Source organism: Enterococcus sp. CWB-B31, from assembly GCF_020567645.1.
Classification (GTDB): domain Bacteria; phylum Bacillota; class Bacilli; order Lactobacillales; family Enterococcaceae; genus Enterococcus_L.
This window is the reverse complement of the sequence record NZ_JAJDJW010000007.1, coordinates 18,800-32,317: the sequence shown is the minus strand read 5'-3', so window position 1 is coordinate 32,317 and position 13,518 is coordinate 18,800. Positions and strand designations below refer to the sequence as shown.

The following is a 13,518-nucleotide window of genomic DNA, read 5'->3' as shown; positions in this document are numbered from 1 at the left end:
GAAGAGCTGAGCAGCTGTTATTATGGGAAGCATCAAGTGTATCTGATTGCTGGAGAGATAGGTATGCTGACAGCTGCAGTCTGCTATTTGATTATCAACACTCAGAAAAAAAGTTGCATAATGCATGCAAACAGATAAATAATCTGGCATACTTAAATGAAAAACAGGAGACTACTTATGGAAAAAATACTTTTTGTCTGTCTGGGCAACATCTGCCGATCTCCAATGGCGGAGGCAGTAATGAGAAATAAAATACAAGAAATCGGACTTGAAAAAGAACTGCTGACAGCATCGGCTGCAACGAGCAGCTGGGAAGCAGGGAATCGACCTCATATAGGCACACAAAAACTGCTAAAACAGAATGGCATCACGTTTGACGGCATTCGTTCAACTAAGATACAGCCAGAAGATTTTTACAATTATGGCTATATTATCGGAATGGATGAGAATAATCTGGAAGATTTACGAAGAATGGCACCGACTAACTGGGATGGAGAACTGCATTTATTTATGTCTGTTGTTGAAGGGCAGGAAACAGAAGAAGTACCAGACCCTTACTATACTGGAGATTTCCAGATGACCTACAAAATGATTGATAGTGGAACCGATGCTTGGCTGAATCTGATTAAAAACAACCGCAATAAGTGAATTTCAGACTTTTCCCTTAGATAATTCAGACCTAAGAAGGATGGATTTCGAAAGAGGAGCCTGTATAATAGAAGAGTAGGTTCGCAGGAGAAACAGTTTTAGAAGATAAAATCGTAAGAAATGGAGGGATAGAATATGCAGTCATATCAATCAATTGTATTTGAACTGACACTTTACTATTTGATCGCAGTTATCAGTCTGCCGTTAGTGTATGCTGTAACCTATCACTTGCCGTTTACAGGGATTTTTTCAGCAGAATGGCTGGGTGTGAGTATCATGTTGTATCCGATTGTATTCCTGCTTTCAGGTCTTCGATACAGCCTTCAGCGAATTCGAAGCAGGCAGAAAAACAGTCATTAAGAAATATATTAAAAAGGGGAGAATCAACTGTCTATATCGGACTAATGAGTTCTCCCCTTTTTTATTCAGTTTATTTCAGGCTTTAAGCGGTGCGCTGTTCCATTTGGAAAGCATTCAGCATTTTATCTGATGCTTCATCAATCGGCGTTATTGATTCGAGATCTCCCTGCACAGCGATCCGAGTGATTGCCTGAATATCACCGCATGTGATCAGTGTAATCATTTTTCTGTCGTCTACATCATCAATTAGTTCGATCCGATTTGGAGCGACTTTTTCTTTGAAATTAATTTTATAAGTGTAAATATTTGTCAAATCCGTTGTATAGATTAGTTGGCCGATTTCCACAAACTCCAGTGGAGAAAAAAGCGATACACCATCCAAAGTTCTGTGACTGGCTAGAGCATAATTGTTTTTTCCGCCCATTACCTGATCCGGCTTCATTGTTCCTGCGCCGGTTAAAAGCTCCACATTACCCAATCCTTTAAAAATAGGCAAGTTAATCTCCACGCTGGGAATAGCAATCCCACCGATAACTGGCAGGTTTTTATTTTCAAACTGTGCTTTAATTACTGCTTCTGTACTAATAGATTCAACAGCATCAAAGTCAAAAGAAGTATTGGCCTGCATGTTTGAGGCTACATCATCTTTGGTAAAGCTTTCGACATTGTAGGCTTTTCCATTTAACTGAATGATGAAGTTTCTGATTTGTGTATTAAAAATTAAGGCCAGCCCCACTACAAGAAGCAGGAACAATAAAATATTGATTAGCCAGTTTGTTTTCTTCTTTTTTCGTTTTTGAGGTCTTGAACCCCGCCCTTTTTTTGAACTCATAAGTCACTCTCCTGTTTTTTCTGGTGAATATCTGAAAGTTATGCAGGGCTATCTGTCGGTTCCGCCAATACAAGTAAACTAGCTGAATGACAGATGCAGCATTGTTAAGTATAATTTGGATTGGAAATGGGAAATAATGTATTTGTTTATGTAATAATAATGAAACTATTTAAGGACAAACTCTTCAGACATGTCTTAGTATAGCATGCTTTATTTGGAAACTATAGATTTTTAATCAAAACTTTAATAAAAAAGGTGCTTAAAATGAAAATCAGCAGAAATTGGTATAATCGCAAATGAAGGCAAATATGTCTGATTATATTAATTTTGTCATTGAATTTTAAACAAAAAGAAATAAGCATTTTCATGCCAAATCATGTAAAATGAAATAAGTAGAAATCTGTGAAGGGGTGAGATTGGTAAATGCTGGATTTAATTTATGTACATGTGGATGTTACAAGTAATGCTGTTTTGTCAAAAGGGATTACACATCATGATTTTGTCAGTTCAGTCGTACATAAGCCGAAGAATCTCCTTTTGCTGAACCCTTATGAAGAAGACGGCGAGTATGAACGGCATAGCGGATTGAAAATTATCAGAGAAGAAGCGGGTGTGGAACAGTTTTTTTCCAGTGCCAACCGCAGAAGAAATAATGGTGAAGTCAAATGGATGGATTTCACAGATGTCGCTATGTTGAAAGAACTGACACCTTTGGAGATTTCAGAATTACTGTATTTTGGTCATACAAAAACGAGTTTACATTCTCCATTCTTTTATAAATTGCAGAATAATTTTGTTTTTTTTGAATATGCAGATCAAATGACTCGAGTGTATTATCGCTATATTGATGAATTTTATCGGATTCTGGCTAATAAAATCAGTGCTGCTGTGTTGGAAAAGGTGAATGATAAGAAAAGCTTTTTCCGCAGAGGAGTTTCCATAGACAAAATGAGCAGCGATCTGTTAAAAGAGATGAAGCCTATCCTTCAAGAAGGAATTGTTTTTTGTTTTGAAGATATTGAGCAAAAAGGGAAAGACTATCGAATTCCGATTTATATGATAGAAGATTCATTGTGGAAGACCAAAAATTTGGTATATAAGGAAGATCCGCTGATTGCCTCACTGATCTATAATTCAGGGAAGCGTACATGGCATTTTGAGAATAATGAAGAAAGCTTCAATATACAGCTGCCGAAGCATGCATAAAAAGATGAGAAGAGGCATATTATCAGCCTGTCTCATCTTTTTTTATTTGATCATCTTTTATGGCATCTTCTATTTCTTTATGCAGGAAATAGGAAATGACCGTACGGATGACAACAAGGGAAGCCAGTTTGAAAAGATCCTGGAATGTAGGCTTGATAATAGACTCAATAATATCTGCAGCAATTAAAATTTCCAGACTTAGCAGAATATAGCTGCCTAAAAAATTCTTGATTAAATTGTTGTTTGTTGTAATCATCAGACGATCCTGCTTTTGAAACTCACTCTTGAAAAAATCTGCTGCTGCTAGTGCCACGCCCCAGATCAATACAATAATGGACAGAATATTCAGGCAAAGCACAAAGACTTCAAAAAAAGGAATCAGTCCATCCATCATGTTTTCAGCTAAATGTGTCATAGTTTACTCCTTTTCAGCCGTTCACTCACCAAGCTTACATTTTTTTGATTATGGCAAAAATTTCATAGGGTAATATTTTTGCTGAATTGGCAAGGTAATGTGTAAAATGAATTTAGATAAAAAAATGCCCGGCTTGTTTTAATACAGTCAACGTGTTCTCTTTGTCTGCATTTTTAATTAACAGATAATCTGTATTGTATGTAGACAAGGTAAAGATAGAGATGCCATTTTCAGCCAGAGGATTTGCCCAGCTGCGTCAGGATGCCGATCAAAGTAAAGTCAAGTTCACCGACAATCTGAATGATAAACCAGTTTGAGTCAGCAGCAATGGCTCGTCTGTTATCTATTGAATTGGTTGGAACAATGACTGAGCACTCATCGGCAGTATAGGTGATGCTTTTGAAGCCGGTCAGCTGACTGAATTCTTTTGGTATCAGGTGGTCAGCCGGAAATTTTATGACGGAGTAATCTACCGTATCATGAAGCTTTAAATCCATTGATTCTACTCCTTATTTATAGTGAACCATTCAATCATTGCGACTGCGCTGTTTATTGGAAGGGTTCGCTCTTTTCTTTCTATAGTTTAGTCTATCACAGATGAAATCGGGAGAACAGAAAACAGAGTTATTTACAACCTATTTTCTTTGTGCTAAACTAAGCCTGTCTTGTAAGGACATCAAAATTTAATAGAACACCATCACATAGGGGAGCTTCGTAGCTGAGAATGAGATTACTCTAAACCCTTGAACCTGTTGCGTTAGTACGTGCGTAGGAAGTTGTGATGGAGTAGATAGATAATTACTCCTCCTTTGTTGATTGGTTTGTTCTAAAACAAGGAGGATTTTTTATGTCAAAAAAAATGGATTTACGAGTTTGGATTGAAGGGACTGTGATTGCTGCTATGGCAATGGCTTTATCTTTTATTCCGCTGGAATCAGCCAATGCAGCATTTGATTTATCTCTGGGGATGATTCCTCTGGTACTTTATTCGTATCGTAGAGGGGCTTTGCCGGGGATTACAGCTGGGTTCATCTGGGGGCTGCTCAGTATTGTTCTGGGCTCTGCCATGAAAAACTTCATTTCGGTTCCGCAGATTATTTTTGAGTACCCATTTGCGTTTGCTTTTGGGGGAATGGGCGGCTTGTTTTCTTCCAAAATTCAAAAAGCAATATCTGACAGTCAGTCGAATAAGGCGGTCAGTTATATCTTAATTGGGAGCCTAACTGCAGTCGTCTCCCGCTGGTTTTGGCACTACTGGGCGGGGGTCTTTGTTTGGGGAGTCTATGCTCCGGAAGGGATGAGCCCATACTGGTATTCATTGCTGTTTAATGGAGGCAGTGCCATTGCAAATACAGTACTGGTCAGTGTAGTTTTAGTTATTATAGTCAAAGTGGCACCGAAGCTGTTTATTCCAAAAATGGCTCATTATATCAACAATTCAGCCAAAAATAAATAAATCAAAAAAGCCGAATACCCTGCTGTAAAACAGCGAGGTATTCGGCTTTGATAGTCATAATAATTTATTTTATTTGGCGTTTATCGGATATTCCCAATCTGCTGATTCGTTTAATATGGTCAACAGGAATCATGCGGATTTGCTGAGTGTCCTCCTGAGAACGAAGCATAATGGAGTCAGTAATATTTTTAGAAACAATCCAACCGGAGGCAGCTTCAAATTTTTGATCTGTCGGGCTTTCTTTGATTTGCAAGACAACAAGACTCTTCTGGGCTGCGGCTAACTGCAATTCTTTTAAAATTTCTTCCCGCTCTTTTGATTTTTCATTTTTAACCTTACTGTCATCTAAAAAGGCAGAGAAGAAACTATGGGAAGATTGTGTGATCAGTCTGGAAATACTTTTCATCGTTGATTTATGATCGTTATCCATTTTTCTACCCCCTTCAATATTAAGACAATCCGAATAATCATTATTTATCGTAGTTATTATCATTCTACCTAATTTTTAGTCAAAATTCAAGAAGATATGTTCCCATTTTTAATCAAAATGAGGTTGCTTTTTTTATTTGTTTGAGTAAGATTAGAGTATATAATTAATTAGTATTGTTGCAAATGGAACTGGTATTGAAGAAAAGAAAGAGTGATAGTATTGGCACAAAAGCAGAGACTGAAACTGAAGAAATGGATTATTGGATTGTTGGCAGCCGCTGCTTTAGGAGGAGCACTATTAGGGAAAATAGCACCTATGGAAGCTGGTTTTTCCAATTTATTTAAAAAGGAAAAAGAGGCTGTATTAGGAGAAGATTCTACAAATAAAACGTCAGAGAATGTTGGGAAAATTGTAACTTCTGAAACAGAAGAAGTACAGTTGAGTTATGCAGAGCAGGTAACTCAGGAGATTCAGCAGGATAAATTTAATGGACGGATAAATGTTCCACTGTTATTGCAGACAGAGGATTACTGGAAGACAATTCCTTACGGTACGGGAGAAAATAATACACTGGAAAAAAATGGCTGTGCGATTGTTTCACTGGCAATGGTTGCGTCCTATCTGGACAATGCGGAAGTTCTGCCTCAGGAAATTCTTGACTGGTCTAAAAATGATTATTTTATTGAAGGACAGGGAACAGGTTGGGGAATTTTTGCAGAGTTTGCTGCAGTAAAAGGATATGCCTATGAGAACTTGCCGAGTCTAAGTGCAGTGGAAGAGCAGCTGATACAAGGTCATCCGGTTATTATTTCTGTAAAGCCAGGGGCATTTACTCAAACGGGTCATATCATGGTTTTAACTGGCTATTCAGATGGTAAATTCTGGCTGAATGATCCGAACGACAACGAAGAAAAAGGGCATTCGAGAATGGCCTATACTCCTGAACAGCTGGAAACAGATGCCATGAATTACTGGGCGATCTATAAATAGAAGAATTAACGGACTGACAGATTCGAGGGCTCTTTGCTGAAGCAGAGCTTCACTCGACTCTGTTTTTTTAGATGCAGATTCAGGTAAAGGATTTCAGGAAATAAGGTGGATTAGTTTATTGTCAGGACTATCATTTATTTATACAATGAAAAAATGGGCTTCCAGAAGAATTCGATGAAACAGACAGATGATTTAAGTTAAACATATCAAGTAAAAGAAAAGGAGCAATTGATAGGAGAAAAATACTTAGCCTATTGCTGCTGCAATTTGGAACAGTTTCTGTAGGTACGAAGCAATCTATTTTGATTTAGATGTATTATTGCCAGAAAGCTTTCGGTCTATTTATCCCGGAGAACCGCTTTTGAAAAGCTTTGATTCTGGCATAGGGGAGTTTTCTTTTAAGAGCATTGGTCAAATCTTTGGAGGTATTTCTGATGAGAAAGAGATTGTCGGACTCAGTATTACTGAACATCTGCCTTGGAATGCGACTAACTTGCGACAAAGCGCTCAATTTTTCATGTTTGACTCTGAAGATAAGAGGCTTCAGCAGTAATGGATTTAGGTCTAATATGCAGTTTACGAACATTCGTTCTTGTGATATGCTGATTAAAATATATTATGAGGGGGAAAAAGATGGAACGAATAAGATGTGACTGGGCTAACAGCAATGAACTGGATAAGGTTTACCATGATGAAGAGTGGGGACAGCCTGTTCATGACGATCAGAAGTTATTTGAATATTTGCTTTTGGAAAGTATGCAGGCAGGTCTCAGCTGGTCAACAATTCTAAAGAAAAGAGAAACATTAACTGAAGCTTATGATCAGTTTGACTATAAAAAAATTGCTGAGTATACAGAGGATAAAAAAGAGAAGCTTTTGCAGAATCCAGGTATTATCCGGAATAAACTGAAAGTTGCAGCAGCTGTTACCAATGCTGTACAATTTATGGAGATTCAAAAAGAATTTGGGAGCTTTGATCAGTATATTTGGGCGTTTGTTGACCACAAGCCGCTTGTAAATCACTGGTCGTCTGTGAAAGAGGTACCGGCTTCCACAGAACTGTCAGATCAAATCAGCAAGGATCTAAAAAGAAGAGGGTTTAAGTTTTTAGGCACAACAACTATCTACGCATTTATGCAGGCTATGGGGCTGGTAGATGACCATTTGGTTCATTGTTTTAGAAGAATAGAAAAATAGTTTTTATTTCTTTCGCAGTAAATCTGGTTATATATTAAGAAAGTGATGTTTGGACTGAAAGCAAACATGTTCTGTTGATCAGAGCGGAACAGTACGGTAGTGATGCAGCTTTGGATCAGACAATTTTAATTAAAGAAGACACTACGGGTATCTTTAATCTTTGGATATACTATTGTTATTGAAGTATTGTTATTATTTTGATTGCTTCCGGTATTAAACGGTTTCTTGAGAAGGCGCGATCCAGATAAAGAGTAATGGCTGGAAGGATTTTTAGCAATAACTGTTTTGTCCGGAAACTTTTAAGTTATCGAATTTTTAGTGATAAATCTGTTGACTCTCTCCTCAACGTCATGGTTTATACTGAGCTTATGTAAGGAATTGATTGAGTAATTAAAGAAACAGGGACGGGGGAATTGGTAATGAAATACGAATGGCGAAAAGAGGAAAAGGAACAGTATTTGCCCAAGAAGCAACCAATGGAACTGAATATACCAGCGCAAAAGTTCTATACAATTTCAGGCAAAGGAGATCCGAACAAGGAGCCGTTTGCAGAAGATACAGCAGCACTTTATGCAATGTCCTATGGGATTCGGATGATGCATAAAAACGGACCTGTTCCTGATGGATTTTTTGAATATACTGTCTATCCTTTGGAAGGAATCTGGACTTTGGAGGTAGAGGATATTCGACCGGACGGCAGTTTTGAAAAAGCTGATTTGATCTATAAACTGATGATCCGACAGCCTGAATTTGTTACAAAAGAAATTGCTTTAGCAAATATTGACAAAGTAAGTCAAAAGAAACCCAACAGCAGTAACAGTAAAATATTGTTTGAAGAGCTGACTGACGGCAGGAGTCTCCAAATGCTCCATATAGGACCGTATGATGATGAGCATATGACATTTGATGTGATGAAGAAATACTGTGAAGAAAATGGATTAGTTCGACGAACAATGGCGCATAAGGAAATTTACTTATCAGATCCAAGAAAAAGTGATCCGGAAAAGATGAAGACAGTATTGAGGTATTTTTTGAAGTAAAAAAAGAAGAGGTCGGGACAAACACTCATGAGGGCTATCGCCCACACCAAACAGAATGAAAAGAAAAAAACGATCGACCCACACACTATTTCCCTGTCATACTAAAGAGGACAGAAGAGCTTGTAGATCGATCGCTTATTGAGGTTCTTCTCCAAGTTGATCTTGAGGGGCAAACTAGATCGTTCTGCTTATCTGCTCCTGCGGTTACTCGTCGCATGAAGACCTCTGCTTCTGTGATTACTCGTCGCATGAAGACCTTTGCTTCTGCGAAATCATTAGGTCATAGAACCTGCGTATAAAAATAAATCGTTTTTATATTCACAGTAATAAACTGTTTGATCTCTATGACTGCTGCAATTGACTGCTCAGCTATTGCGGCAGGATAATTATAAACGTAGAGCCTTCGCTTATTTTGGATTTAACAATAATTTTTCCATTATGTAAAGTCACGATTCTTTTTGCGATGGGCAGTCCCAGTCCGTTTCCCTGGGATTGATGAGAACTGTCTCCCTGGTAAAATTTATTGAAAATATGTCGACGTACCTTGTCTGACATACCAGCACCGGTATCTTTAATAGTCACTTTGACTTCTTTGCCCAACGTATAACAGTTTATTTCTATGGTATCTCCAATATCTGTAAAATTTATCGCATTTCCCAAAATATTCAGCCATACCTGCATAAGCAAATCTGAATCAGCAGTAACAGTAACCGGCTGCAGGGTCAGATTAATTACAAGGTCTTTTGTTTCCCAGTCCTTTTGTAGTAAGATCAGAGCCTGACGAAGCTGTTCGTCTAAGGAGTAGGGTGTCCTTTTTAACGTGATGCTTTCCTGATTCTCCACCTTTGAAAGTAAAAGAATATTTGAAGAAAGGGAACTGAGCCTCTCAGTTTCCTCTGTAATTATCTTTAAATATCGGACTCTGTCAGCTTCTGATATATCCGGCTTCTGCAGCTGTTTGGCAAACCCGTTGATTGAAACCAGCGGTGTTTTCATTTCATGGGAAAAGTCATTAATAAAATCTTTATGGACCAGCTCTACATTTTTTAGTTCACGGGCCATCAAATTGAAGTTTTGTATCAGATCTTCCAGATCGTTATTCATTTTAGTTGACTCAATTTGTACATCAAAGTTGCCGCCTGCGATTTCCCGTGTCCCTTCAACCACCTGATTTAAAGGGCGTAAAATTCGTTTACTGAAACCTGCTGCGATAATCGTTCCAACGACTGTGCAGGAAAGCAGTGTAATAATCAGTCGAATCAGCGGATAACCGAATAAGGTACTGATCAGTCCCAGCTTTAAAAGAAAAAATAAAAGGATTCCTGATATGATCGATGAAACCAGTAAAATACAAGCGATAATTAGTGAAAAATGAACATAGATGGACCGTCTATCTTGTCTCATTGGCAACTCCTTTATATCCGAGACCTCGAATCGTCGTAATGGAAAAATCTTTAGAGCCGGAAAATTTTTCTCTTAGACGTTTAATATGTACATCTACAGTCCGTTCATCTGTGAGTGAATCAATACCCCAAATGTCATCCAACAGCTGATCACGTGTAAAAATTTTATTTTGAAAAGAAAGCAGCTTATACAAAAGTAAAAATTCTTTTTTGGGAAGCTCTGTACACTCTGCTCCCTGATAAACACAGAAACTGTTGAGATCCAGCAATGTATGTCCGACTGTCAGACGGCCTTCCAAATTAATCTGGGCTCTGCGAAGAATTGCTTTAATTCTAAGCAGGAATTCATCAAAGTCAATGGGCTTAACCAGATAGTCGTCAACACCGGTGAGAAAACCATATTTTTTATCCTCTGCGGCTTCTTTTGCAGTAACCATAATGATCGGCAGCTGAGTATTTTCTTTTCGAATGGCTGAAACGACCTGATAGCCATCCAGCTCAGGCATCATAATATCAACAACAAGCAGATCGATCAGCTGTTCTTCCAATAGAATCAGAGCTTCTTTTCCATTTCCTGCCTCCAACACCTGATAGCCATCCTGTTTTAATACTGCAGCCATTAATGCTCGAATATTTTTATCATCTTCTGCAACAAGAACCGTAATCATGTCTTTCCTCCATTCTTTTATTCACTATATTATAAACTAAAAACCTGTTGAAGAGAATGTGAATGGAGTTGTCAAAATTATAAAAACAGGTTCTCTTTACTAAATTGCAGCGACTCTCCGGCAGAAACTGTTGATCGGTTGAAAGCAGTGATAGCTGTCTTTTCATTTATCTGTTTGTATCAAGAAGCAGCCTGTTATTGCGACCACAAACAATTCTTGATAACTAGCCTGTTAATGAACCGTTTAGTGTAGTAGAAACGTTATAATTGCCAAAAATCCCGATTAATTCTTAAGAAATGTATAAGAAAAATAACTGAAATCGTTTTCTGTATTTTGTTATCATTTCGTTCATATTCAGTACATATTCGAGTGATAATCTGACAATGAATAATTAAATGAACCAAATTGATTTTATTTTTAATGATACTGTTTGGTTAAATGAAGAAGGGGAGAAAAAGATGCTTCAGGTAAAAGATATAAAAAAGAGTTATACAACAGGTGAGTTTACCCAAGTAGCGCTGAATGGTGTCAATATTAATTTCCGTGAAAATGAATTTGTTGCCATCCTTGGTCAGAGCGGATCAGGTAAAACAACTTTACTGAATATTATTGGCGGGCTGGATCAATATGACAGCGGAGATTTAATCATTAATGGGAAATCTACCAAAAACTTTAAGCAGGGGGAGTGGGATGCCTACCGTAATAACAGTGTCGGTTTCATTTTTCAAAGCTATAATCTGATTACACATTTAAGTATTTTGGATAATGTGGAAATGGGAATGACGTTGAGTGGGGTTTCTGCTTCTGAAAAGAAAAAGCGTGCCTTGGAAGTTCTGGAAAAGGTAGGCTTGAAAGAGCATACGCATAAAAAACCGAATCAGTTATCCGGAGGTCAGATGCAGCGTGTGGCAATTGCCAGAGCATTAGCCAATGATCCTGATATTATTTTGGCGGACGAACCAACAGGGGCTCTGGATACAGAGACAAGTACTCAAATTATGGATTTGGTGAAAGAAATTGCGGATGATAAGCTGGTTATTATGGTGACTCATAATCCGGAATTGGCTGAGGAATATGCGGATCGGATTATTAATTTCCGTGACGGGCATGTGGTCAATGATTCTAATCCCTATGAGGAGTATGAAGAAGATCACAATTATCAGCTGAAAAAGACCAGTATGAGCTACTGGACCGCACTGAAGCTTTCCGGCAAGAATATCGCAACAAAAAAATGGCGGACAGGACTGACAGCATTTGCTGCAAGTATCGGGATTATTGGGATTGCTTTAATTTTGAGTCTGTCGAATGGATTCCAAAAGCAAATTGACTTATTCCAGAACGATGCATTGTCGGAATATCCTATCATTGTATCCAAACAAGCGATGAATATGGATGAAGAAGCGTTAAAGGAGATGCGGAGCAATTCTCCGACTAGCAGCAAAGAATATGCTGACACGGATGAAGTAGTGCTCTATAATCCAGAGGAATCAAATATTCGCCATACGAATAATATTACTCAGGACTATATTGATTATTTGAACAAAATTGATAAAGATCTGGCAAGCGGTATCGGCTATACCAGAGTTGTCGGAATGAACCTGTTAAGAGATGTTGACGGCAAAGTCCAGCTGGTTAACTTTAATGCAGATTCTTCCAGCAGCAGCGGAGCGATGGCAGGAGGGCTCTCAAGTATGAGCAATGCCGGGCTGTCTTCTTATCCTGTTTCAACAAGTGGCTCAATCAATGAATACTTGAAAAAGAATTATGATGTTTTATCTGGAAGTTATCCTGAAAGTACAGACGAACTTGTACTGGTAATCGATAATAAGAATCGTGTCGATCAAAGTATTTTGAAAAATCTTGGTTTTGATATTGCTGACAAAGATGGTATAGACTTTGATGAAATTGTCGGAACAGAATTAAAAATAATTGGCAATGATGATTACTATTCAGAAACAGAATTTGGGAATTTTGTTCCTAATAATGACTACGATGAAATGATCGGCAAAGCAGCGAAAACATTGAAAATCAGCGGAATTATTCGTCAAAAGGAAGACACTCAAGTGGCTACTCTAAGCAGCGGGATTGCATACAGTGACAAGCTGGTAGAGGAAATTATTGATCTGGAACAGGGTTCTGACATTGTCAAAGCACAAAAAGATTCTGATGTGAATGTGATGACGATGGAAAAACTGGATGATACTACAAAACAATCCGTTCTTTCTTATATTGGCGGAGATAGTATGCCTCAAATGATTTTTATCTATCCGACAAGCTTTGAATCGAAGGAGAAGATAGTTACGTATTTAGATGAATACAACGATGGAAAAGAAACAGCTGATAAAATTGTTTATACTGATCTAGCTCAAACTATGACAGATATGACTGGCGGGATTATGGACGGTATCACCATTGTTCTGGTTGCTTTTGCATCAATTTCGCTAGTGGTTTCTCTAATCATGGTAGGAATTATCACATATATTTCTGTGTTGGAAAGAACAAAAGAAATTGGTGTTTTGCGTGCATTGGGTGCCCGTAAGAAGGATATCACTCGCGTGTTTAATGCTGAAACGCTGATTATTGGTATGTGTTCAGGACTTCTGGGAATTGGGATTGCCTACCTGTTGACGCTTCCAACAAATATCATTTTGAAAGATATGACCGGCTTAAGCAATGTAGCACAGTTGAATCCGATTCACGCATTGGCTCTGATTACGATCAGTGTTGTACTGACGCTATTGGGCGGCGCACTGCCTGCGAAATGGGCGGCAAAGAAAGATCCGGTAGAAGCATTAAGAACTGAATAATAAAGTGAACCCCGCTCTTCTTACAAACAGGAAAAGAAGAGCGGGGTTTTTACGTAAAAAAGTATC

The 13,518-nt window shown here is 38.1% G+C and carries 16 protein-coding genes and 1 riboswitch; of the genes, 9 read left to right on the top strand and 7 right to left on the bottom strand.

Annotated elements, in window-relative coordinates; genetic code table 11:
• Positions 1-177: 177 nt before the first annotated feature.
• Together LI954_RS08230 and LI954_RS08225 are read left to right on the top strand one after the other, a co-directional pair.
• Positions 178-648, top strand: a complete 471-nt coding sequence (locus LI954_RS08230; RefSeq protein ID WP_202067799.1) for a low molecular weight protein-tyrosine-phosphatase — start codon at positions 178-180, stop codon at positions 646-648.
• A 135-nt stretch (positions 649-783) separates the two neighbouring features.
• Positions 784-1,008: a hypothetical protein gene (locus LI954_RS08225; protein WP_202067798.1), complete on the top strand. Its 225-nt coding sequence runs from the start codon at positions 784-786 to the stop codon at positions 1,006-1,008.
• Between the two features lie 82 nt (positions 1,009-1,090).
• Here LI954_RS08225 and LI954_RS08220 read toward each other — a convergent pair whose 3' ends face one another.
• On the bottom strand, positions 1,091-1,840 hold the full coding sequence (locus LI954_RS08220) for a class A sortase (RefSeq protein ID WP_229444163.1): 750 nt from the start codon (positions 1,838-1,840) through the stop codon (positions 1,091-1,093).
• 423 nt (positions 1,841-2,263) lie between these two features.
• Between LI954_RS08220 and LI954_RS08215 the strand changes: the two genes are divergently transcribed.
• Positions 2,264-3,046: a hypothetical protein gene (locus LI954_RS08215; protein ID WP_229441448.1), complete on the top strand. Its 783-nt coding sequence runs from the start codon at positions 2,264-2,266 to the stop codon at positions 3,044-3,046.
• A gap of 22 nt (positions 3,047-3,068) precedes the next feature.
• Here the strand turns inward: LI954_RS08215 and LI954_RS08210 are convergent, their stop codons facing one another.
• The 3 genes from LI954_RS08210 to LI954_RS08200 all read right to left on the bottom strand — a co-directional run bounded on the left by LI954_RS08210 (position 3,069) and on the right by LI954_RS08200 (position 3,958).
• Positions 3,069-3,461: a DUF1622 domain-containing protein gene (locus LI954_RS08210; RefSeq protein WP_229441447.1), complete on the bottom strand. Its 393-nt coding sequence runs from the start codon at positions 3,459-3,461 to the stop codon at positions 3,069-3,071.
• Positions 3,462-3,573: 112 nt separating this feature from the next.
• The gene (locus tag LI954_RS08205) at positions 3,574-3,669 is read right to left on the bottom strand and encodes a hypothetical protein (protein ID WP_229444161.1); all 96 of its coding nucleotides are present in this window, start codon (positions 3,667-3,669) and stop codon (positions 3,574-3,576) included.
• Between the two features lie 22 nt (positions 3,670-3,691).
• Positions 3,692-3,958: a hypothetical protein gene (locus tag LI954_RS08200; protein ID WP_229444159.1), complete on the bottom strand. Its 267-nt coding sequence runs from the start codon at positions 3,956-3,958 to the stop codon at positions 3,692-3,694.
• A 196-nt stretch (positions 3,959-4,154) separates the two neighbouring features.
• Positions 4,155-4,254: riboswitch (TPP riboswitch) on the top strand.
• A gap of 54 nt (positions 4,255-4,308) precedes the next feature.
• On the opposite strand from LI954_RS08200, the gene thiT reads away from it, so the two are divergent.
• Positions 4,309-4,917, top strand: coding sequence for an energy-coupled thiamine transporter ThiT (gene thiT / locus LI954_RS08195; protein ID WP_202067794.1), 609 nt, complete (start codon positions 4,309-4,311; stop codon positions 4,915-4,917).
• Between the two features lie 64 nt (positions 4,918-4,981).
• Here the strand turns inward: thiT and LI954_RS08190 are convergent, their stop codons facing one another.
• Positions 4,982-5,347 carry a hypothetical protein gene (locus tag LI954_RS08190; protein WP_229441446.1) on the bottom strand — a complete coding sequence of 122 codons (366 nt, stop codon included), beginning with the start codon at positions 5,345-5,347 and terminating at the stop codon, positions 4,982-4,984.
• 219 nt (positions 5,348-5,566) lie between these two features.
• On the opposite strand from LI954_RS08190, the gene LI954_RS08185 reads away from it, so the two are divergent.
• The 4 genes from LI954_RS08185 (at position 5,567) to LI954_RS08170 (ending at position 8,574) form a co-directional block, all read left to right on the top strand.
• The gene (locus tag LI954_RS08185; protein WP_229444158.1) at positions 5,567-6,337 is read left to right on the top strand and encodes a peptidase C39 family protein; all 771 of its coding nucleotides are present in this window, start codon (positions 5,567-5,569) and stop codon (positions 6,335-6,337) included.
• A 361-nt stretch (positions 6,338-6,698) separates the two neighbouring features.
• Positions 6,699-6,890 carry a hypothetical protein gene (locus LI954_RS08180; RefSeq protein ID WP_229444156.1) on the top strand — a complete coding sequence of 64 codons (192 nt, stop codon included), beginning with the start codon at positions 6,699-6,701 and terminating at the stop codon, positions 6,888-6,890.
• 80 nt (positions 6,891-6,970) lie between these two features.
• Positions 6,971-7,534: a DNA-3-methyladenine glycosylase I gene (locus LI954_RS08175; RefSeq protein ID WP_229444154.1), complete on the top strand. Its 564-nt coding sequence runs from the start codon at positions 6,971-6,973 to the stop codon at positions 7,532-7,534.
• Positions 7,535-7,953: 419 nt separating this feature from the next.
• A complete protein-coding gene (locus LI954_RS08170; RefSeq protein WP_229444152.1) occupies positions 7,954-8,574 on the top strand; it encodes a GyrI-like domain-containing protein in 621 nt (206 codons plus the stop codon).
• A 369-nt stretch (positions 8,575-8,943) separates the two neighbouring features.
• On the opposite strand, the gene LI954_RS08165 is transcribed toward LI954_RS08170, so the two are convergent.
• Both LI954_RS08165 and LI954_RS08160 read right to left on the bottom strand, forming a co-directional pair.
• Positions 8,944-9,978 (bottom strand): HAMP domain-containing sensor histidine kinase, encoded by a 1,035-nt coding sequence (locus LI954_RS08165; protein ID WP_229444151.1) that lies wholly within the window; start codon positions 9,976-9,978, stop codon positions 8,944-8,946.
• On the bottom strand, positions 9,965-10,645 hold the full coding sequence (locus LI954_RS08160) for a response regulator transcription factor (protein WP_229444149.1): 681 nt from the start codon (positions 10,643-10,645) through the stop codon (positions 9,965-9,967). The genes LI954_RS08165 and LI954_RS08160 overlap by 14 nt, the downstream gene beginning before the upstream one ends.
• Positions 10,646-11,103: 458 nt before the next feature.
• On the opposite strand from LI954_RS08160, the gene LI954_RS08155 reads away from it, so the two are divergent.
• Complete coding sequence (locus LI954_RS08155; protein WP_229444249.1) at positions 11,104-13,452, top strand: ATP-binding cassette domain-containing protein; 2,349 nt, start codon at positions 11,104-11,106, stop codon at positions 13,450-13,452.
• The last annotated feature ends 66 nt before the right edge of the window (positions 13,453-13,518 follow it).

Coding starts and splice junctions, on each gene's coding strand:
- LI954_RS08225 (WP_202067798.1), top strand. CDS start 784: ATGCAGTCATATCAATCAATTGTATTTGAACTGACACTTTACTATTTG.
- LI954_RS08155 (WP_229444249.1), top strand. CDS start 11,104: ATGCTTCAGGTAAAAGATATAAAAAAGAGTTATACAACAGGTGAGTTT.
- LI954_RS08175 (WP_229444154.1), top strand. CDS start 6,971: ATGGAACGAATAAGATGTGACTGGGCTAACAGCAATGAACTGGATAAG.
- LI954_RS08160 (WP_229444149.1), bottom strand. CDS start 10,645: ATGATTACGGTTCTTGTTGCAGAAGATGATAAAAATATTCGAGCATTA.
- LI954_RS08200 (WP_229444159.1), bottom strand. CDS start 3,958: ATGGATTTAAAGCTTCATGATACGGTAGATTACTCCGTCATAAAATTT.
- LI954_RS08165 (WP_229444151.1), bottom strand. CDS start 9,978: ATGAGACAAGATAGACGGTCCATCTATGTTCATTTTTCACTAATTATC.
- LI954_RS08215 (WP_229441448.1), top strand. CDS start 2,264: ATGCTGGATTTAATTTATGTACATGTGGATGTTACAAGTAATGCTGTT.
- LI954_RS08210 (WP_229441447.1), bottom strand. CDS start 3,461: ATGACACATTTAGCTGAAAACATGATGGATGGACTGATTCCTTTTTTT.
- LI954_RS08170 (WP_229444152.1), top strand. CDS start 7,954: ATGAAATACGAATGGCGAAAAGAGGAAAAGGAACAGTATTTGCCCAAG.
- LI954_RS08230 (WP_202067799.1), top strand. CDS start 178: ATGGAAAAAATACTTTTTGTCTGTCTGGGCAACATCTGCCGATCTCCA.
- LI954_RS08220 (WP_229444163.1), bottom strand. CDS start 1,840: ATGAGTTCAAAAAAAGGGCGGGGTTCAAGACCTCAAAAACGAAAAAAG.
- LI954_RS08190 (WP_229441446.1), bottom strand. CDS start 5,347: ATGGATAACGATCATAAATCAACGATGAAAAGTATTTCCAGACTGATC.
- thiT (WP_202067794.1), top strand. CDS start 4,309: ATGTCAAAAAAAATGGATTTACGAGTTTGGATTGAAGGGACTGTGATT.